Origin of the sequence: Frateuria aurantia DSM 6220, from assembly GCF_000242255.2 — a bacterium.
Taxonomy (GTDB): domain Bacteria; phylum Pseudomonadota; class Gammaproteobacteria; order Xanthomonadales; family Rhodanobacteraceae; genus Frateuria; species Frateuria aurantia.
Genome location: NC_017033.1, coordinates 2429997 through 2449336 on the forward strand (window position 1 = coordinate 2429997; position 19340 = coordinate 2449336).

Genomic DNA, 19340 nt, shown 5'->3' on the forward strand with positions numbered 1-19340 from the left:
AGCCATCCATCTCACACGGCAGGAAATGACCGCTCTCCGTCACCCGACCATGCCCACCTCCCCTGCGACGCCTGCTGCATCAGCCGGTATCCATCGCCGTATCACTCCGGACACGCCCATGTCTCGAACCATCTTTCTTCTGTCCAGTCCGGTCATGCGGCAACCCTGCCGCGAGATCAGCGACTTCGGCCCAGAGCTGCAACAGCGCATCCGGGCAGTGCACGCCTGCATGGTCCGGCATCGCGAGCATGCGCTCTCCGCCAATCAGGCCGGCTTTGCGGACAGCATGGTACTGGTCAACACCTCGCCAGACATGGATGAAAGCACTCTGCAGGTCTTTATCAATCCGCGCATCATTTCCAGCTCGTCCACCCAGCACCTGTTCACGGAGTCCTGCCCCTCCGAACCAGGCAAGCTCCGCCAGCGCCGCCGCGCCATCGAGGTGGTGATCCACTATCAGGATGCTCGCGGCGCCGGTCATACCGTCATCGCCCGGAACGATCTGGCCGTCTATCTGCAGCACACCATGGAGCATCTGGTATCGGACCTTGCGCCCGCCTGATCCTCAGCTTTCAGCGCCTCCGCTGAAGCAGTACCGTCGGCGGACCAGGATCGCGCCTGCCTCGGCCGCTTTTCTCGACCCGCCCCTTGCTCAGTCGCACCCCCAGTCCATGAATCCAGGCCACCACGCCAGCGAAAGCATCCGCCGGATCCGCAACCAGGTCATCATCAAGAGCAATGACCTGATTCAGGCTTCGAACTATCGCCTGTCCTTCCAGCAATACAAATTTGCCAAATATTGCATCGCCATGCTGACCCAGGCCGGCCAGCGCCGACTTGAGATCGATACCCGCGAATATTGTCAGGCGATCGGTCTGTCGCTGCAGACCGTCAATTACCGGTCCATCCAGCAGGCGACCCTGAAGCTGCCCGACATTCGCATCGTCAGCCATGTGGACGGCATGGAGAAGCGCTCGAAGATCATCGATACCGTCGCCATCCATGACCATCACCGTATCGATGTGCAGCTGTCCGAGGAATTCTCTTCGCAGATATTCTTCGTGCCACCGCCTTACACCCGCTACCGCTTCGTCAATATCGCCTTTCTCAGCAGCTATTACTCGATCCGGCTGTATGAAATGTGCAAGTCATGGCAGGTCCGGAAGCGGTTCAGCATCCGGCTGGAGGATCTCCGCGCCAAGTTCATGTCCGGCGAGCAGCTCGCCACCTGGCAGCACTTCAAGACCCGCGCCCTGCTGAAACCGATCGACGAGATCAACCTGCTGACCGATCTCGTCGTCGCCATCGACTTCAGCCGTGGTCGCAGCCGGCGGATGGAGGTCATTCATTTCCATATCCGTTCCAAGACCCCTGAGCAGCGCCGCCAGGTCAAATCCCATATCCAGCGCCATATCGATGCTCGCTATTGATCGATCTGCCGGCCCGACATCGCCACCGACCTGCCACCCAAGGTCCTAGACAGCCGCCCGGCCCCGGAAGCTGGCGGGTCTGAAGCGGCGGGAAATCCGCTCCAGCCCTTCATGCACGACAGAGATCGCGCGCAAGCCCCATGCACCATGGCTGGCAGCGGCCACCGTTCTGCCCGCTCGGGGCAAACGGGTCCGGAAGCCATGGAAAGCCCGGCATGAGGCGGCATCCCCCGCCACATCCGGAACGCGCTGCCGGGCAAGCAGAAAAGTTTGGGAATTCACCCCGAAAACCGCTGACAACAGCCATCCATTCGGGCACAATCCGCGCACTTCGCCTGATGCATGCCATGCAGACACGATGACCGGAAAGTGTGGGCCGGTCGAATGTCGTTGCGGGTCGACAGCAGTAGCTGCTTCCCCGGCCCTGATGGGTGCCGGCCCTTCGACATTTCTGCCTCCTCTTCCCGCCATGAAAACCAGAAACCGGGCCACCTGGATCGGGCTCAGTGCCATCCTGCTGTGGGCTTCCGTGATGGGCATGATCCGCCGTGTCAGCGTCGATCTGGGCCCGCTCGGCGGCGCCGCCATGATCTACACCGTGGCCGCCGCCCTGCTGATGTTCACCGTCGGCCTGCCCTCGCTGAAGAAGATACCGCGCCGCTACCTGTTCTGGGGCAGCCTGTTGCTGGTCAGCTACGAGGTCTGCCTGTCGCAGTCCATCGGCTACGCCCACAACAGCCGCCAGGCCATCGACGTGATCATGATCAATTATCTGTGGCCCAGCTTCACCATGGTCGCGACGATCCTCTTCAATCGCCAGAAGACCCATTGGCTGATCGTGCCCGGATTGTTCCTGTCCTTGCTGGGCATCGGCTGGGTACTGGGCGGCAAGCACGGACTCGATATCGGCGAAGTGCTGGCCAGCATCCATGACAACCCGCTGAGCTGCGGACTGGCCTTGCTTGCCGCCATCCTGTGGGCGGCCTATTCCACGGTGACTGCACGCATGGCCGAAGGGCAGAATGGCATCAGCCTGTTCTTCGTGCTGATCGCCCTGGTGCTGTGGGCCAAATACCTGATCTCGGGCGCTCCGGCCATGCATTGGACCCTGCCCTCGGTGCTGCATCTGGCCTGGGCCGCGGCCGCCATCGGTTTCGGCTACGCCGCCTGGAATGTCGGCATCATGCATGGCAATGTCACCGTTCTGGCCGGCGCCTCGTATTTCACGCCGGTATTTTCCGCCGCCCTGGCCGCGCATCTGCTGGGCGTGCCGCTGACAGCCTCGTTCTGGCTGGGCACGGCCATGGTCAGCGGCGGCGCCTTGCTGTGCTGGCTGGCGACTCGGGTGCAACCGGTGATCAAGCCGCCGCTGCAGGCCGTCTGAGCCACCCGGACCGCCATCATCGTGTGAGCCGACGGGCCCCTCGCAAACAGCAAGCATCAAGCACGGACGGCCGTCCGCACTTGAATTGCCGCCGCTGACTGGGCCGTCAACCAGTGGGCTCATCCACCTGGGACTACAGTCGCGAAGGACTGCGGGCGCGAATCAGGGTTCAGGCATCCACGCGAACCGCGACCTGGCGGATCGTCTGACAGCAACGACGTCAAACGATCCACCCGCCCGATGGGATCAGTCCTTGCGCTGCAGCAGCTGCGCCCGCAGCTTCTCGACCCAGGCCGTGGCGATTTCAAGGCCTTCGCGCCCCTTGTCGACCATTCTCGACAGCTCGGCCTCGACATGGTCACGCCGGGTCTCCTTCGGCTCCGGCAAAGGCGGCAGGATATGCGCAAAGTAGCTCTTGTCCAGCAGCCGATGCAGCAGCCGCTCGCCCGGGAACGGCTGGTTGTTGTTGAGTGCGCGGGCCCCCTTCAGAAGGTTGCGGATGTCGTACTGCGTCGGACTGATGTCGGCGACCTGCTTGGGCAGGCCCAGCAAGGTATAGACGCCGATGCGCGCAGTACGCACCGAGCTTTCCATGGTGAAGATGATGTCATTGCTGGTTTCGACAAACTGCCCCAGCAAGGCCAGATTGGTGCAGCCCTCCGGAACGACTCTGGGCCGATCACCCGCCGCACGCGGCATGAACTGGGCGGTGATATAGGGCATCACGGCCAGCCGGACCTTGGTGTTGGCCGCGACCACATCGACCTGATCGGCGATGCCCAGATGAAAGCACAGCTCGGCCAGAATCTCGCGACCGGTACAAGCCGGCATCGGCTTCTTGACGTGGTTGCCGTCCTTGTCCATCAGCAAGGCATACACCCACAGCACCAGCACATCATCCGGCTGGCTCGGAAAGTGCGGCTGCCGATTGCAGGTGAAGCTGAGCACCCAGTTGGAATCGGTGAAGGTGATGATGCCGCCCGTGGCGGTCTTGCCCGAATAGGGATCGTTGACCGACAGCTCCTTCAGCTTGTCGATCAAGGGCGAAGGCTTGCAGGTCAGCGTCGCCGACTCCCACATCGAGCGGGCCGGATCGCCGCAGAAACGCTCGGGCCGGCCAAAGACCGGCGACTGCTTCGCCAGATTCTGCCAAAGCTCCCAGCCACTGCCCTCTCCGGCAGGCTTGAGCGCCCGCTGCAGATCGGGGGCCGTGTCCAGATCACCATAGACGGTACTGTCGGTCATCGATCCGGTCAGTGCGAAGACCACATCATCCTTGCCCAGGCGGATGACCTCGTCGCGCCCCTGCAACTTGCAGTGAATCGCCGTCACCGTACGCTGCCCGCCCACCTCGCTGAAGGCCAGATCACGGACATGCGTATCGAACTGCGTCCTGACCCCTTCCTGCTCCAGCATCCTCATCAGCGGCACCACGAAGCTGTCGTACTGGTTGTACTTGGGAAACACCAGCGCCGACATGTCGGTCAGACCGTCAATCGCATCCAGAAAACGATGCATGTACAGCTTCATTTCCAGCAGGCTCTGCCAGTTCTCGAAGGCGAACATCGAGCGCCACAGATACCAGAAATTGGTTTCCAGGAAACTGGCGCTGAAGTAGTCCTCGATGGTGATGTCATCCAGCTCCTCCTTGCGCTTCAGCAGCAGCTTGAGGATCTCCCACTGATGGGCCGTGCTGAGACCCAGGGTGGCAAAATCACGGATCTGGCCCTGCCGGTGCATCAACCGTGACTTCGACCAGTTCGGATCGTTGTCGTTGACCAGCCGATATTCGTCCAGCACGCTGTAAGGCTCGGGCAGTTCCAGTGCCGGGACCTCCCGGAACAGGTCCCAGAAATTGTCGTAGTTCCAGTTCATCTCGCGGCCGCCGCGGATGATGTAGCCCTCCTCGGCATTGCCGGCACCGTCCAGTGATCCACCGGCGACATCCATGCCATCGAGAATGGTGATGTCCTCGCCCTTCATCCGGCCATCCCGGATCAGATAGAACGCCGCCGCCATCCCGGCGATGCCGCTGCCGACGATCCAGGCCTTGCGCCCGGCCACCGGTTTTACCGGCAATGGCCGATTGTGCTGGTAGGGTCCCATCATATCGGGGGGCGGCAAGGTGTCATGCGGACCCTTGCGCCAATATCGATCACCGACATTGGCCTCAACGGCGGCGGAAGGGGCGGGAGAGGATGCAGCGCGTTCCTGATCAGTCATGAGAATCGTTCATCACTCGGGGAAAGTGCGACAAATAGCACCACATGTCTGTAACGGGATACAAGCATTATCGCACTGCAACATCATGCCGCCCGTCCATGACCTCGGGCCGCCCCATTCCCATGCCTGATGACCGCCAGCATTGCATGGCGGAAGGTCCACCCCCACCCCCCGCCATGAGATCGGGAAGTCAGGACCATCGCTTCACGGCGCAACAGGCAAAAGACAACGGGCCCACCTCGAGCGCACCGGGACCGAGAGCCTTGCGACCTGCTACGTCATGCGGAAACAGCGCCGAAGCCTTCAGCGACGAACAGCTGGAAACATGGCAACAGGCTTGGGGCTGATGCATCCTTGAGGCCACGGTGAGGCCATGAACCTGACACACTTCGCCTCCACTTGCTGTGATCCCGGTCCCCGCCCATGAAAACACTGGCTCTTTTTGTTGCCACGGCCCTGGCCGAAATCATCGGCTGCTATCTGCCATGGCTGTGGCTGAAAGAGCACCGGTCCGCCTGGCTGCTGCTGCCTGCCGCGATCAGCCTGGCCTTGTTCGCCTGGCTGCTGACCCTGCACCCGAGTGCCGCCGGCCGGGTCTATGCCGCCTATGGCGGGGTCTATATCACCGTCGCCATCGTCTGGCTGTGGCTGGTGGACGGCATCCGCCCTACGCCGTGGGATATCGCCGGCGTGATGGTCGCCTTGACCGGCATGGGTCTGATCATGTTCCAGCCGCGCTGAATCGGTGAACAAGCAAGCCCGGCTCGAAGCTGACTGACCGGCTGAAAGTCGGCGCCGATCCGGGCCTCGATCGTCGGCATCCGCGGTCTTCAAGGCAATCATGCCGACGGCCCTGCAGACACGCGGCAATGCCATCCGTGATCACGATTTTTTGCAAATGGGTCATGGGCCGGTGATGTACCAGCCCTCCGGCTGGCCGGACTATCGCCAGCCGCCGGTGGTGCCGCTCAAGGCCTGGGCAAGGTATGCATGGGCCGGCAATCCTTGCCGTCGCAATGGATCAGCACATCGTAGGACTCACAGGCCGCCGTGAAGTCGGATGAACCGGAAAGCATGACGGTCCCGCAGCCGATCTGGCTGGATACCTGCTGGGCCGCAGCGACCATGCCGACATAGGCCTGCAGCCCCAAATCCGCGGCGCCTTCCGTTGCCGCCGGCCGAGACTCCTGTGACATTCCTGCTGAACCGGCAGCGGGCTCTGCCATCACGGCACCGGCTGGCCAGGTATCCGCGACCAGCGGTGAACGGGGATACTCATGACGCAGCGGGGTAATGACAGGAGCAGGCCCGGCCACGGGGGCCACGACCGTCGTCTGCGCAGACGGCGAGGCGGCGGCAACCGATGGCTGGATCGCCGGTTCCGGCGAATGCCGCGGCTTGAGTCCGTACTTGGCGCGAATGGAACGAGCCACGAAGCGGGCATCGAACAATTCCACGTCGGACGGCGGTGACCGCGTGCACTTCACCAGCAAGCTGGTGTTCGGCTTGACCACCGGTACGGTATTGGAAAAGCCCCAGCCGCCATGGCGATTCCAGCCGGCCGAGGACAGGGTCAGCGTGCTTGTCGAAGCACCGTCGGTCTCGTTCATGACACCGAACCAGCCGCAGCCCAGATCCATCGAAGTATCCGCCGCCCGCAGCATCGCGAAATCGGACACCCTTTCCGCATCGGTAAACCCATTGCCGGCAAACCGTATCCTGAAGATATCCGGTGCCAGCAAGGTGTCGCTGAAGCCGCCAGTGAATCCCTTGGCATGATAACCCGTGGCACAACCACCCAGCGCAGCCACCAGCAACGCGATCGCGCCTATACGTCGAAAATTCATGACTGCCCTTGCCTGCAAAACGGTCGATACCTGATACCGCCCCACCCGGCCACGGCAACTGTTGACCGTCATTAGAACGCAACCCGTCGCACCCGCCAACTGCGGATGAAAGGCCCCGCCCGACCAGCGCTGCCTGCGCAACGGTGGTCGGGCTGAAGGCAGCGGTATTACCAGATCTTGACCCGCTGTGCCGCCGGCCGCCACATCGGCTGGCCCGGCTTCACGTTGAAGGCCTTGTAGAAGTCCGGAATATTCGACATCGGACCATTCACCCGCCACTTGGCCGGCGCATGCACGTCGCTGAGCAGCCCCTGCCGCAGCAGGCCTTCACGCTCCTGCGACAACCAGCCCAGGGCATAGCCCAGGAAAAAACGCTGCAACGGCATCAAGCCGGCCACAGGCTTGCCGGCCTTGTATTCAGCCGTCTGTTTGAAGGCATCCAGACCCAGCAGGATGCCGCCGAAGTCGGCAATGTTCTCACCCAGGCTGGCCTGGCCATTGATATGCAGGCCGGGCAAGGGCTGATAGGCATTGAACTGGTTCACCATCACCTGGGCTCGCGCCTGGAAGCGGCTGGCATCCTGTGCCGTCCACCAATCCTTGAGATTGCCCTGGGCATCGAACTGGCGGCCTTCGTCATCGAAACCGTGGGTCATCTCGTGACCAATGGTCGAGGCGGCGGCATAGCCGTAAACCACCGCGTCATCCAGCTGATCGTCCTTGAAACCGGGAATCATGAACTGCGCGGCCGGCAGCACGATCTCGTTGTTGGACGGGTTGTAATAGGCGTTGTAGGTCTGCGGCGTCATATCCCATTCGCTGCGATCCACCGGCTTGCCGAACTTGGAGACCATGTCAGCAAACTCCCAGCGACGCCCGGCCATCACGTTCTGAGCGTAGGATTCGCGACCGATCTGCAGGCTGGAATAATCCTTCCAGTGGTCGGGATAACCCACCTTCTTGGTGATCGCCGCCAGCTTGGCCTCAGCCTTGGCCTTGGTTTCCGGGCTCATCCAGTCCAGCTTGCGGATCCGCGCGGCATAAGCCGTTCGTATCGCCTCGACCATGGCGTTGTAACGGGCCTTGCTGGCCGCCGGGAAATAGTCCTTGACGTAGATCCGCCCCAGGATCATGCCCAGCGTCTGATTCTCTGCACGCAGTACGCGCTTCCAGCGCGGGCGCTGCTGCTGCTGACCGGTCAGAACCTTGCCGTAGAAGTCGAAGTGCTCGTCATCGAAACGCTGGCCCAGAAAGCTGGAATACGCATCGACCAGATGCAGGCGCAGATAGTCCTGCAATACGGGCACCGGCGTGGAGGCCAACAGTTTCTGCAAGCCGGCAAAGAAGTCCGGCTGGCCGACGTTCAGCTGATCCGGAGCCAGCTTCCAGGCCGCGAGGCGGACCTGCCAGTCGATGGCCGGCGTATACTTCCGGGTCATCTCCGCCGGGGTCAGCAAATTGTAGTTCTTCTGCGGGTCACGCAAGGCTTCCAACGGGCGCGAGACCCCGGCCAGCGCCGTCTCGAAAGCCATCACCTTGGTCGCCCGGGCGTCAGCGTCCGCCGCCGAGACGCCCTGCAGCTGGAACAGCTTCTGCAGATGCTGCACATAGGCCTGACGCACCTTGGCGACACCGGCCTCCTTGTTGAAGTAGTAGCTCTGATCCGGCAGACCCAGGCCACCCTGGCTCAGATGGACGGCCATGCGATCACTGGCCTTCTCGTCCTGATAGACGCCGGCACTGAACAGCACATCAACCCCCAAGGGCTGCAACGCGAAGCCGGCATCCAGGACCGAGGCCAGATCATGCGCGGCATCGATGCGAGCCAGCTCATCCTGCAGCGGCGCCAGACCCAGCTTGTCGGCCAGCCCCTGGTTCATCGCCGTGCTCCAGAAATCACCGATCTTCTGCTGATCACTGCCCGCCGGCGCATGCGCCTTGGCGGCCGCCTCGCTGATCTTGCGCAGGTCGGCATAAAGCTCGTTCTGCACTTCCTGACCGATGCCCCACTGTGATTCCGAGGCGGGAATCGGATGCGCCTTCAACCAGGCGCCATTGGCATAACTGAAAAAATCCACGCCCGGATCGACCGAATGATCGATATGCGAGGCCAGCACGTCATTCGTCGCGCCCGCCTGGGTCACCGCCTGGGCCAACATCGGCGTGGCCGCCAAGGCCGAAACCAGCAGGCCGCGGCGCAGTGTGGAAAGAACAGGATTCATCGCGTGCATCACCCTTCAGAACATGAAACCGATCCGCCGCAAACGGCGAAAGACATGCGAGTGATTGTGGCTGGGCCAGCCTGCACGACAAGTGCCAGACGTTGGGTATTTCCACGCCTGGCAAGAGAAGCCCCGTGCCCGGACACACCGCTGCCCGGAGCCGTTCACTGGACTTGCAGGGTGCCGCCGAGACGGCAAATCAGGCTCGGCCGGAGAACGTCCCGCGGGCAACCATTCTTGCGGTATCCAGCGCCAGCCCCAGCAGGAACACCATGCCCACGCCTCGCATCACCGGCGAGGACTCGCTGACAAAGGTCACCCCGATAAACAGCAGCGCCAGCGCGCAAACCGGAAAGCTGCGTGCGGCAGGCACGGCACGAGCATCGCCAGCAGTGAAAGTGCGCATCTTCATTCCCCCCAATGAACGGCATGCCAAAGCGGCATCCCTGATGACGGCTTTGACTATAAAAGTACGCCGGCATGCATAGCAAGCGACTGAATGTACATTGATCACACAGGCAACCGCTCCCGGCTCCAGTCAGCCGGTTCAGATGAACAGGTGTAAGAGAACTGGCGCGCGTCGAAGGAACGGCAGGCGGCAAGGTGGAGCTTTGCCGCCTGCCTCGTCAGGAACGTCGAGGCTTGCCGCGGATCAGCGCCATGACCATGCCGGCCATGATCAGCACCGGGATGGCGCCACCCAGCATCAGGATCAGCATATCGGGCCGACGCAGTGCAATCGGCAAGGCCTGGGAGATCACGCCGAAGGCCAGGGCGGCCCAGCGCATGCCGGGCTTGCGCCGGCACTGGATCAAAGCCCACAGGCTGCAGGCGGCGGCAGGCACGGTCAGATACCAGTCCAGTGCATGCATCGGCCAGACCAGGGCGAAGGCCATCCGGCCTAGCAGTATCAGCAGCAGGCCACCGTGGAACAGCAGCGAACTGCCCTGCTCCACATTGAAGGCGGCCCGGTCGACTGGGCTGCTCATGATGACGGCCGGCGTTTCAGTCCAGCCGCTCGATGCCGCCCATATAGGGCTGCAGCACGGCAGGAACGTCGATGGAACCGTCGGCGTTCTGGCAGTTTTCCAGCACCGCGACCAAGGTACGGCCCACCGCCAGACCCGAGCCGTTCAAGGTATGCAGCAGTTCCGGCTTGTTGGTTTCCGGATTGCGGGTACGAGCCTGCAGGCGGCGGGCCTGGAAGTCCTCGCAGTTGGAACAACTGGAGATTTCGCGATAGGTCTGCTGGCTGGGCAGCCAGACTTCCAGATCATAGGTCTTACTGGACTGGAAGCCCATGTCACCGGTGCACAGCAGCAGCTTGCGGTAAGGCAGGCCCAGCTGCTGCAGCACCGCCTCGGCGTGGCCGACCATTTCTTCCAGCTGATCATAGGAGCTGCGCGGATCGCTGACCTGGACCATTTCGATTTTCTCGAACTGGTGCTGGCGTATATAGCCGCGGGTATCACGGCCATAGCTGCCGGCCTCGGCGCGGAAGCAGGCCGAATGGGCGGTGAAACGCAGCGGCAAGGTCGAGGCCTCGACGATGCTGTCGCGGACAAGATTGGTCAGCGGCACTTCGGCGGTGGGAATCAGATAACGGCGGGATTCACCCACCTGAGTCGAGAACAGGTCTTCCTCGAACTTGGGCAGCTGGCCGGTGCCCCGCATCGACTCCGCATTGACCAGCAGCGGCACATTGCATTCCAGATAACCGTGCTTGTCGGTCTGCAGATCCAGCATGAACTGGGCCAGGGCACGGTGCAGACGGGCCATCTTGCCGCGCAGCACGGTGAAGCGGGTGCCGGACAGCATGGCGCCGGTTTCGCCGTCCAGCCAGCCATGGCGCGCGCCCAGATCGACATGATCCAGCACCGGAAAGTCGAAATCACGCGGGGTGCCCCAACGCAGAATTTCCTGGTTTTCGCTTTCGTCCTTGCCCAGCGGCACCGACTCATGCGGCAGATTGGGAATCAGCAAGGCGATCTCGGCCAGTCTTGCCTGCACCTCGGTCAGGGCCTGCTCGTTGGCCTTCAGCTTATCGCCGATGCCGGCGACCTCATCCAGCAGCGGCTGGGCATCTTCACCCTTGGCCTTGGCCTGGCCGATGGCCTTGGACCGGGTATTGCGCAGGTTCTGCAGTTCCTGGGTCTCGGTGGCCAGCGCCTTGCGACGGGTCTCCAGACTTTCGATCAGGGCCACATCGAGTTCAAAGCCACGAGTGGCCTTCAGGCGCGCGGCCGTTTCGGCCAGATGGTTGCGCAGCAGTACGGGGTCCAGCATGGATGTATCCAGATAACGGCTTGATGCCGCATTATCGCCGCCGCAGGCCGGGGCCTGCAATCAGGCAGGCCGTAAACGGCCCGCCCCTGCCGCCTCGGACGAAACAGGAAAACAGCGCATACAGCAGGCCCGAGGACCACTGCGAAAGCCGGTACCGCATCCATCAGCGATGACTCCGCCAATGCATGGATGTCACCAGGCCACCGGCGGCAATCCAACCTCGGCCCATCGACATGTCAGCCTGAACTGGTGAGCCCCGGAGACGCCATCGTGTGAACGGAAAGGCCCTGCAGGTCGAGACAGCTGTCGAGTCAAGCCCGCCCGTTCAACGGTCGGCGTCTTCGTCCCATTGCCGCAGCTGCTCCAGCTTCTGGCCGATCTGGATTTCAAGGCCGCGTGGCGTGGGCCGGTACCAGCGTGGCTCGTCCATATCTTCGGGCAGATAGGTCTCGCCGGCGGCATAGGCATTGGGCTCGTCATGGGCATACCGGTATTCATGACCGTAGCCCAACTCTTTCATGAGCTTGGTCGGCGCGTTGCGCAGGTGCACCGGCACTTCGCGGCTGTGATCCTGGGCCACGAAGGCCCGCGCCTGGTTGTAGGCGTTGTAGCCGGCATTGCTCTTGGCGGCCACGGCCAGATAGATCACCGCCTGACCCAGCGCCAGCTCGCCTTCCGGGCTGCCCAGCCGCTCGTAGGTCAGGGCCGCGTCATTGGCGATCTGCATCGCCCTTGGGTCGGCCAGACCGATGTCCTCCCAGGCCATCCGCACAATGCGGCGGGACAGATAACGCGGATCGGCACCACCATCGAGCATGCGCGTCAGCCAGTACAGCGCGGCATCGGGATGAGAGCCGCGCACCGACTTGTGCAGGGCCGAGATCTGGTCGTAGAAATTGTCGCCCCCCTTGTCGAAACGCCGGCTGTTGAGCGAGAGCGCATTCTGGACAAAGTCCGCATCGACATGGCGGATGTTCGAGGCCCGTGCCGCGGTCTGGGTCTGCTCCAGCAGGTTCAGCAGCCGACGCGCATCGCCATCGGCATAGCCGATAATGGTGTCGCGGGCCAGATCGTCGAACTCCAGATCCCCCAGCGCCTTGGCACTGGCCCGCTGCAGCAGCTGCTGCAGCTCGGTATCGGTCAATGACTTCAGCACATAGACCTGGGCCCGTGACAGCAGCGCCGAGTTCACCTCAAAGGAGGGGTTTTCGGTGGTCGCACCGATGAAAGTAACCAGCCCGTTTTCGGCATAGGGCAGCAGCGCATCCTGCTGGGACTTGTTGAAACGATGGATTTCATCGACGAACAGAATGGTATGCCGCCCCATCGCCAGATGGTGCTGGGCCTGCTCCATCGCCGCACGGATGTCCTTGACCCCGGAGAACACCGCCGACAAGGCGATGAACTCGCACCGGAAGGCCGTGGCGGTCAGCCGTGCCAGGGTGGTCTTGCCGACCCCGGGCGGCCCCCAGAAGATCATCGAATGCGGTTTGCCGGACTGGAAGGCCAGACGCAAGGGCTTGCCCGGCCCCAGCAGATGGGTCTGGCCGATGACCTCATCCAGGCTTCCAGGACGCAAGGCCTCGGCCAGCGGCGCCGTCGGCTCCTGGGTGAACAGATCAGCCATGCGGCGGCCCTCCATCTGCTACCGCACTCGCCCGGCAGGAACCGCTGCCGGTCAGGCAGACCATCCGCCGGCTGGTCCGCGGCCGCCACGCGGCGACGCACCTCGTCATGTCAAAAGAATTCGGGTCCATTCGGCCATGATACGCCTGCCGTCAAGCCTCGACCTGCCTGGACAGGTTCAACGGCTCAAGGCGGCATCGGCTCGACATGGGGAAAGCGGACCCGGGCGATAGGCCCCTGCAGGGGATCATGTTCCAGCTCCAGGGGCCAGCCATAGCGTTCGCTGATCCGATAGGCGATCGCGATTTCGAAACCATGCCGATCGCTTTCCTCCGCCAGGGCCATCATATGCTGGGTACCTGTGCTGCTGGAGACCAGCAGGCTGTCGACCAGAATGCTCAAGGTGATCTGCCCACCGCGCTGCTGTCGATGGGCATTGCGGATCAGTTGCCAGCACATCACCGCGAAAGCCTTGGGGGAAGCCTTCAGGGCAAAACAGGCCGATTCATGCAGATGCAGCTCGGTATCACTGTAGTCCAGCAGTCCACGGGCATGCTCCAGCTCCTGTTGCAGGACCTCGTTGATCACGAAGACCTGTTCATGGGTCCCGTTGTCAGACTCCCGGGCCAGCAACAGCAAGGCATCGACCATGATTTCCAGTTCACGGGTCGCGCGCCGGATCCGGTGCAGCGAACGCAGTCCGGAGGGGCTGATGAACTGGTCGCCGCTCAAGGTATCGACCGACATCTTGATCATCGTCAGCGGGCTGCGCAGCTCGTGGCTGGCATCCCGGGTAAAGCTGCGTTCGCGGGCATCAAAGCCGCGGACGCGCTCCAGCAGCACCTGCATCACATCGCCCAGCGAACGCAGGTCCGGATCCCCCAGGTCGGTCAGCGACAGATGGGAGTGCGGGGTGGTTTCCTGCAGGGGGCGGTCCACGCTCAGCGCCGCCATGCGGGCCAGTTCCAGCACCGGGTGCCAGGCTCGGCGCTCCCACCACCAGACCAGGGCCGCCGCCAGCACGGCACCGACCACGCCCAGCCACAGCGGTACCCAGCTTTCGCTGACCAGCCAGCCCAGCAGCACCATGCTGCCGGCCAGGCCGGCAAAGATCCAGTTGGCGATCAGGCGGTGGGCACGCCATTGCCGGGCATTGCGTCGTCGGGCTTGCTCACGTTCCACGATGGCTACCTGTGTGCTGCAGCGGCGGAACGGCTGGCTGGACTCAGGCTCCGCGCTTGAGAATTTCCGCGTCGAGATCCGACAGCCGATAACCCGCTGAATGGATGGTATGCAGCAACGGCCGGTCGAAGGGCTTGTCGATGACCCGCCGCAGATTGTAAAGATGGGAACGCAAGGTGTCCGAGTCGGGCAAGGTATCGCCCCAGATCTCGCGTTCGATGTCACGACGACTGACCACTCGCGGCGATTCGCGCATCAGAATCGCCAGCAGCTTGAGGCCGATCGGCGAGATCGAGAGCTCCCGGCCGGCCCGTGTCAGGCGCAGGGTCGAGGTATCCAGGGTCATGTCGCCTACACTCAGCACCTCGGTCGAGGTCTGCCGGCGGTCGCGCCGGATCAGGGCGCGCAGTCGTGCCTCCAGTTCACGCACTTCGAAAGGCTTGACCAGATAATCATCCGCTCCCGATTCCAGGCCCAGCAGCTTGTCTTCCAGCCGGTCGCGCGCAGTCAGCATCAGCACCGGCGTTGCCTTCTTGCCATCCTTGCGCAGCTTGCGGCAGACATCGAGACCATCGATGCCCGGCAGCATCAGATCCAGCACCACCACGTCATAACTGTTGGACACGGCCAGATGCAGGCCACTGACTCCGTCGGCGGCATAGTCCACCGAATACCCCTTGCGCTCCAGATGCTCGCCAATCATTTCGGCGATCTGGCGATGGTCTTCGACCAGCAGGATCAGGCCGGATTGCTCGTCTCGGGCACTCATCGTAGAACCTCGAATTTTCACGTTTGTGAAGACGCCCCATCTAAGCATGAGCTGATGTGTTCTTGGCGTGAAATCGCGTCCACAAAAGCATCAAACCAGCGCTTGACGGCCAACCAGCCGCACCGCATGGAAGTTCTATGGGCCAGCCTGGAAATGCCTATGGCCGAATGATCGTGGGCCGTGCATCGATCCCGGCACAGGCATCGGCGGTGTCGCATCGACCAGACCATGACGGCGCCCTGCCATAAAGATGCCGGGCGTGATCACCACCTGCCGGCACCTCGCTGCACGCACCACCGACGGAGCCGCCAGACCGCCACCCGGCCAGCGCTGCCCAAGCGGGCAAGCCGGGCTTGCGCCACAGCCGACCCGCCCGGCACCGGTATGGAGCCTGATCAGCCGATATGGGCGAGGGGCGTCAACGGCGGCGACTTCAAGGATGGTGCGAGGCTGCTTCGGCCGGCTGCAGCAGCGGCTGCAGCCGGGGCCAGATATGGTCCAGGACCCTGGGCTCGGCATCCGCGACCGGATGCAGGCCGTCGGCCTGCATCAGCTCCAGATGCTGGGCCACGCCATCGAGCATAAATGGCACCAATGCAACGTGCTCAGCCTGGGCGATCTGGACATAGACCTGCGCCAGACCATCACGATAACGCGGCCCGTAGTTGACCGGCAGTTCGATCCCCAGCAGCAGCACGCGTGCGCCAGCGCCACGGGCGGCCTTGACCATGGCCGTGAGGTTGGCTTTGAGCGCCGGCAGGGGCAATCCACGCAAACCGTCATTGGCCCCCAGTTCGATCACCACCAAAGCCGGACGTCGATTCGCCAGCAGCGCCGGCAGCCGTGCGCGGCCGCTGAGCGAGGTCTCGCCGCTGATGCTGGCATTGACCACCTGCCACGGCGGCCTCATCTTGGACAGGCGCTGCCCCAGCAAGGCCACCCAACCGGCTTGTTCAGGGATATTGTGGGCCGCCGACAAGGAGTCTCCGACCACCAGCAGCGTCGACGGCGCCGCCGAGGCGGCCTGTACCAGCCCAGGCCCCATGGCCAGCAGAAAACACAGGAAAAAACGCATGACAGCTTTGCCTCAACCGATGCTTGCAGTCCGTCATCTTAGCAAGACCGTGACCGCGCCCGACGGCAGCCGACTGGAGATCCTGCGGGATATCGAGCTGCGGATCGAGCGGGGCGCGAGTTGCGCCATCGTCGGCAGTTCAGGCTCGGGCAAGACCACCTTGCTGGGCCTGCTGGCAGGGCTGGACCTGCCCAGCGCCGGCGAGGTGGTCCTGGCCGGGCAGTCGCTGCAGAGCATGGACGAGGAAGCCCGTGCGGCCTTGCGGCGACGACTGGTCGGCTTCGTATTCCAGTCCTTTCATCTGCTGCCGGCCCTGACGGCCGAAGAAAACGTGATGCTGCCACTGGAGCTGGAAGGCATCCCCGGTGCCCGCGAGCGTGCCCGTCAGGCCTTGCAGGATGTCGGTCTGGCGGATCGGCTGCGGCACTACCCTTCCCATTTGTCGGGCGGCGAGCAGCAACGGGTCGCGATCGCCCGTGCGTTTGTGCATGGCCCGGAGCTGCTGTTCGCGGATGAACCCACCGGCAATCTGGACGGTCGTACCGGGCACAGCATCGTCGAGCTGCTGTTCCGGCTCAATCGCGAGCGAGCGACCACCCTGGTGCTGGTCACCCACGATCCGGCGCTGGCCGCGCTGTGTACGCAACAGGTCGAAGTGCATGAAGGTCGCTTGCTGGATCAGGCCGCCCGCCCCCGCCAGGTGCGCGCGTGATACGGCCGGGTGCACTGGCCTGGCTGGCGCTGCGGCAGATTCGTCGCGAATGGCGGCTGCCCGAACTGCGGACTCTGGCAGCCTCCTTGTGGCTGGCCGTTCTGGCTCTGGGACTGGTGGCCAGCCTCAGCCAGGGCGTCAGCCGCAGCCTGGGTGCCGGTGCCGCGCGTCTGATCGGCGGTGATGCCGGCCTGTCCGCGGCCGTGGATCCGCCGGCCAGCTGGGAAGCACAGGCCGCTCGGCTAGGCCTGCGCAGCAGTCGCAGTGCCAGCTTCCCGACCATGGCCTTTGCCGGCGACAGCAACGTGCTGGTCGACGTGAATGCCGTCGATCCGGCCTACCCCTTGCGCGGCAGCCTGCAGCTGGCCGGAAACTCGGCCCAGACGCTGGCATCCACCGCGCCGGCGCCGGCCCCGGGCACGGTCTATCTCGACCATCGCGCGCTGCATGCGCTGGCAGCCCGGGTCGGCCAGACCGTGCAAGTGGGCGGCCAAAGCCTGCGCGTGGCGGGCGAACTGGAGCGCGAACCGGACGGTGGCAGCCTGTTCGCCATGGCACCGCAGGCCGTGATGGCTTTGGCGGATGCACGCGCCGAGGGGCTGCTGGGACCCGGCAGTCGTGCCAGTCACCGGCTGCTGATCGCCGGACCGGCGCGCGCGGTACAGCACTGGCTGGACTGGGCCCATGCCCAGCCCCGTCCGATGGATGGCCGCTGGATCGGGCCTCGACAGGCACAGGAGCGCATTCGCGCCGCGTTCGACCGCGCCGGACTGTTCCTGCAGCTGACCGCCTTGCTGGCCGCCCTGCTGTGCGGCATCGCCATTGCTTTGTCGGCCCAGCGCTATGCCAGCCGCAAGCGCGCCGAAGTGGCCGTGCTGCGTGCCATCGGCATTCCCCGCGGACAACTGGCTCTGCTGCTGGGCATGGCGATGGCCTGGCTGGCCCTGCCGGTGGCCGCCATCGGTACGGCCATGGCCTGGGGCCTGTCGCAAGGAATCTGGCATTGGCTGGCCAGCCGACTGGGGCAGCCCGCGGAATGGCTGCCGCCTGGTCCCTGCCTGGCTTCCGCCGCGATGGCGCTGGCGGTACTGGCCGGTTTTACCTGGCCTCCGCTGGCGCGCCTGGGCCGAATTCCGCCCGCCGCCGTTTTTCGCGACAGTTATCGCTATCAGGGTGGTCTGGCCGAACTGGCCTATCTGCTGCCGGTGCTTGTGGCACTGGGGCTGATCTGGCTGCAGACCCGCAGTCTGGCACTGGCCTTTCAGCTGGGCCTGAGCCTCGGTGTCGTCGCCGCCGCGACCTTGCTGATCACGACGCTGCTGCTGAGCGCGATCCGCCGCCTGCCGACCGGCCGCTGGGTCACGCTGCGGCTGGGCCTGCAGCAGCTGGCACGGCGGCGGGGGCTCAGTCTGATCCAGGCCACGGCGCTGAGCACCGGCCTGACCGCCCTGCTGTTGCTGGGTCTGGTTGCGCCCGCCCTGCTGGACAATTGGCGGGCCGAATTGCCGGCGGACACCCCGAACTGGTTTGTGCTGAACCTGCAGGACGATCAGCGCCAGGAATTCAGCCGCCACCTGGCTGAACTCGGCGCCAGCCGCCTGAGCATCATGCCGCTGGCCGTGGGCAAGCTGATCGCCATCAATGGCCGCCCCGTGGAGCAGATCGCCTTTGGCGATGCCCATGCGCAGGAGCGTGCCTCGCAGCAGCTGCGACTGTCCTGGAGCGCGCAACTGCCGCCGGCCAATCGGCTGGTCGCCGGACAGTGGCCGCCCTTGCAGCCGGCCACGCCTGAGGTATCGGTGGACCAGACCTGGCAGCAGTGGTTCGGCCTGAAACTGGGGGACCGCTTGCGCCTGCAAATCGGCGAAGCCAGCGTGGAGGCCAGGGTCAGCAGCTTTCGGCAGGTGGACTGGCGCTCGTTCCGGGTCAATTTCTTTCTGATGCTGGACCAGGCCCATGCGACCCGGCTGCCGCATACCTGGATCGCCAGTTTCCATCTGCCGGCTCGCCAAGCCGACCGGCTCGGCAGCTTGTTGCAGCAGCAATCCAATCTGAGCCTGATTGATATCAACAGCCTGCTGGATCAGGTCCGCCAGCTGGTCGGCCAGGTCGCGCTGGCGGTGCGTGCCATCCTGCTGCTGAGCCTGCTGGCCGGCGCGCTGGTGCTGGCTTCGGCACTGGCGGCCAGCCATCAGGAGCGCCAGCACGAGGCCGCCCTGCTGCGAACCCTGGGCGCCCCCTCCCGGCAGTTGCGCGGTGCCGCCGCCTGTGAATTCGCGGTGCTGGGCCTGATCTGCGCCACCACCTCGGCGATCGCCTGCGTGCTGGCCGGACAATGGCTGGGGCGACGGCTGTTCCGGATCGAACATGTGCAACTGCCTTGGCTGGCGGTGATCGGCACCAGCCTGCTGGCGGTGGCAGTCGTGACCCTGCTGGGTCTGACCGGTACCCGCAAAGTGATACGGACCCCGCCGATGCAGTTGCTGCGGCACTACTGAGCCATTCCCCGGATCCACCGCCAGCCCTACCCGTCCCAGGCTTGGCAACTGGCGGCGGGCTCGGCGATACTGTTCTGTTGGCCTGC

16 protein-coding genes are annotated in these 19340 nt (G+C 64.0%); 6 read left to right on the forward strand and 10 right to left on the reverse strand.

The window, feature by feature from the left end:
* The first annotated feature begins 118 nt into the window (after positions 1–118).
* From FRAAU_RS16570 to yddG, 3 genes are all read left to right on the forward strand, one after another.
* Positions 119–562, forward strand: a complete 444-nt coding sequence (locus FRAAU_RS16570; protein ID WP_014403667.1) for a peptide deformylase — start codon at positions 119–121, stop codon at positions 560–562.
* 109 nt (positions 563–671) lie between these two features.
* Positions 672–1430 carry a replication initiation protein gene (locus tag FRAAU_RS11360; protein ID WP_014403668.1) on the forward strand — a complete coding sequence of 253 codons (759 nt, stop codon included), beginning with the start codon at positions 672–674 and terminating at the stop codon, positions 1428–1430.
* A 469-nt stretch (positions 1431–1899) separates the two neighbouring features.
* Complete coding sequence (yddG, locus tag FRAAU_RS11365) at positions 1900–2814, forward strand: aromatic amino acid DMT transporter YddG (protein WP_014403669.1); 915 nt, start codon at positions 1900–1902, stop codon at positions 2812–2814.
* A 246-nt stretch (positions 2815–3060) separates the two neighbouring features.
* Here yddG and FRAAU_RS11370 read toward each other — a convergent pair whose 3' ends face one another.
* Positions 3061–5037: an oleate hydratase gene (locus FRAAU_RS11370; protein WP_014403670.1), complete on the reverse strand. Its 1977-nt coding sequence runs from the start codon at positions 5035–5037 to the stop codon at positions 3061–3063.
* A gap of 423 nt (positions 5038–5460) precedes the next feature.
* Between FRAAU_RS11370 and FRAAU_RS11375 the strand changes: the two genes are divergently transcribed.
* Positions 5461–5778: a YnfA family protein gene (locus FRAAU_RS11375; RefSeq protein WP_014403671.1), complete on the forward strand. Its 318-nt coding sequence runs from the start codon at positions 5461–5463 to the stop codon at positions 5776–5778.
* Positions 5779–6005: 227 nt separating this feature from the next.
* Here FRAAU_RS11375 and FRAAU_RS16575 read toward each other — a convergent pair whose 3' ends face one another.
* The 9 genes from FRAAU_RS16575 to FRAAU_RS11420 form a co-directional block, all read right to left on the reverse strand.
* Positions 6006–6884 (reverse strand): CC0125/CC1285 family lipoprotein, encoded by an 879-nt coding sequence (locus FRAAU_RS16575; RefSeq protein WP_014403672.1) that lies wholly within the window; start codon positions 6882–6884, stop codon positions 6006–6008.
* A 167-nt stretch (positions 6885–7051) separates the two neighbouring features.
* Positions 7052–9106: a M13 family metallopeptidase gene (locus tag FRAAU_RS11385; protein WP_014403673.1), complete on the reverse strand. Its 2055-nt coding sequence runs from the start codon at positions 9104–9106 to the stop codon at positions 7052–7054.
* Between the two features lie 199 nt (positions 9107–9305).
* Entirely contained in the window at positions 9306–9512 is a 207-nt protein-coding gene (locus FRAAU_RS11390) for a hypothetical protein (RefSeq protein WP_014403674.1), read from the reverse strand.
* Positions 9513–9732: 220 nt separating this feature from the next.
* Positions 9733–10095, reverse strand: a complete 363-nt coding sequence (locus FRAAU_RS11395) for a hypothetical protein (protein WP_014403675.1) — start codon at positions 10093–10095, stop codon at positions 9733–9735.
* 16 nt (positions 10096–10111) lie between these two features.
* The gene (gene serS / locus FRAAU_RS11400) at positions 10112–11392 is read right to left on the reverse strand and encodes a serine--tRNA ligase (protein ID WP_014403676.1); all 1281 of its coding nucleotides are present in this window, start codon (positions 11390–11392) and stop codon (positions 10112–10114) included.
* Positions 11393–11717: 325 nt separating this feature from the next.
* Entirely contained in the window at positions 11718–13019 is a 1302-nt protein-coding gene (locus FRAAU_RS11405) for a replication-associated recombination protein A (protein ID WP_014403677.1), read from the reverse strand.
* A gap of 185 nt (positions 13020–13204) precedes the next feature.
* The gene (locus FRAAU_RS11410) at positions 13205–14200 is read right to left on the reverse strand and encodes a sensor histidine kinase (protein ID WP_014403678.1); all 996 of its coding nucleotides are present in this window, start codon (positions 14198–14200) and stop codon (positions 13205–13207) included.
* 43 nt (positions 14201–14243) lie between these two features.
* Positions 14244–14969 carry a response regulator transcription factor gene (locus tag FRAAU_RS11415; protein ID WP_014403679.1) on the reverse strand — a complete coding sequence of 242 codons (726 nt, stop codon included), beginning with the start codon at positions 14967–14969 and terminating at the stop codon, positions 14244–14246.
* Positions 14970–15402: 433 nt separating this feature from the next.
* Positions 15403–16044, reverse strand: a complete 642-nt coding sequence (locus FRAAU_RS11420; protein WP_014403680.1) for an arylesterase — start codon at positions 16042–16044, stop codon at positions 15403–15405.
* Here FRAAU_RS11420 and FRAAU_RS11425 point away from each other — a divergent pair.
* Both FRAAU_RS11425 and FRAAU_RS11430 read left to right on the forward strand, forming a co-directional pair.
* On the forward strand, positions 16043–16756 hold the full coding sequence (locus FRAAU_RS11425; RefSeq protein ID WP_052317892.1) for an ABC transporter ATP-binding protein: 714 nt from the start codon (positions 16043–16045) through the stop codon (positions 16754–16756). The genes FRAAU_RS11420 and FRAAU_RS11425 overlap by 2 nt on opposite strands.
* A complete protein-coding gene (locus FRAAU_RS11430; RefSeq protein WP_014403682.1) occupies positions 16753–19254 on the forward strand; it encodes an ABC transporter permease in 2502 nt (833 codons plus the stop codon). The genes FRAAU_RS11425 and FRAAU_RS11430 overlap by 4 nt, the downstream gene beginning before the upstream one ends.
* The last annotated feature ends 86 nt before the right edge of the window (positions 19255–19340 follow it).

What these genes read in the sequence shown, in the direction of transcription:
- FRAAU_RS16570 (WP_014403667.1), top strand. Translation starts at nt 119, where the DNA reads ATGTCTCGAACCATCTTTCTTCTGTCCAGTCCGGTCATGCGGCAACCC.
- FRAAU_RS11360 (WP_014403668.1), top strand. Translation starts at nt 672, where the DNA reads ATGAATCCAGGCCACCACGCCAGCGAAAGCATCCGCCGGATCCGCAAC.
- yddG (WP_014403669.1), top strand. Translation starts at nt 1,900, where the DNA reads ATGAAAACCAGAAACCGGGCCACCTGGATCGGGCTCAGTGCCATCCTG.
- FRAAU_RS11370 (WP_014403670.1), bottom strand. Translation starts at nt 5,037, where the DNA reads ATGACTGATCAGGAACGCGCTGCATCCTCTCCCGCCCCTTCCGCCGCC.
- FRAAU_RS11375 (WP_014403671.1), top strand. Translation starts at nt 5,461, where the DNA reads ATGAAAACACTGGCTCTTTTTGTTGCCACGGCCCTGGCCGAAATCATC.
- FRAAU_RS16575 (WP_014403672.1), bottom strand. Translation starts at nt 6,884, where the DNA reads ATGAATTTTCGACGTATAGGCGCGATCGCGTTGCTGGTGGCTGCGCTG.
- FRAAU_RS11385 (WP_014403673.1), bottom strand. Translation starts at nt 9,106, where the DNA reads ATGAATCCTGTTCTTTCCACACTGCGCCGCGGCCTGCTGGTTTCGGCC.
- FRAAU_RS11390 (WP_014403674.1), bottom strand. Translation starts at nt 9,512, where the DNA reads ATGCGCACTTTCACTGCTGGCGATGCTCGTGCCGTGCCTGCCGCACGC.
- FRAAU_RS11395 (WP_014403675.1), bottom strand. Translation starts at nt 10,095, where the DNA reads ATGAGCAGCCCAGTCGACCGGGCCGCCTTCAATGTGGAGCAGGGCAGT.
- serS (WP_014403676.1), bottom strand. Translation starts at nt 11,392, where the DNA reads ATGCTGGACCCCGTACTGCTGCGCAACCATCTGGCCGAAACGGCCGCG.
- FRAAU_RS11405 (WP_014403677.1), bottom strand. Translation starts at nt 13,019, where the DNA reads ATGGCTGATCTGTTCACCCAGGAGCCGACGGCGCCGCTGGCCGAGGCC.
- FRAAU_RS11415 (WP_014403679.1), bottom strand. Translation starts at nt 14,969, where the DNA reads ATGAGTGCCCGAGACGAGCAATCCGGCCTGATCCTGCTGGTCGAAGAC.
- FRAAU_RS11425 (WP_052317892.1), top strand. Translation starts at nt 16,043, where the DNA reads ATGACAGCTTTGCCTCAACCGATGCTTGCAGTCCGTCATCTTAGCAAG.
- FRAAU_RS11420 (WP_014403680.1), bottom strand. Translation starts at nt 16,044, where the DNA reads ATGCGTTTTTTCCTGTGTTTTCTGCTGGCCATGGGGCCTGGGCTGGTA.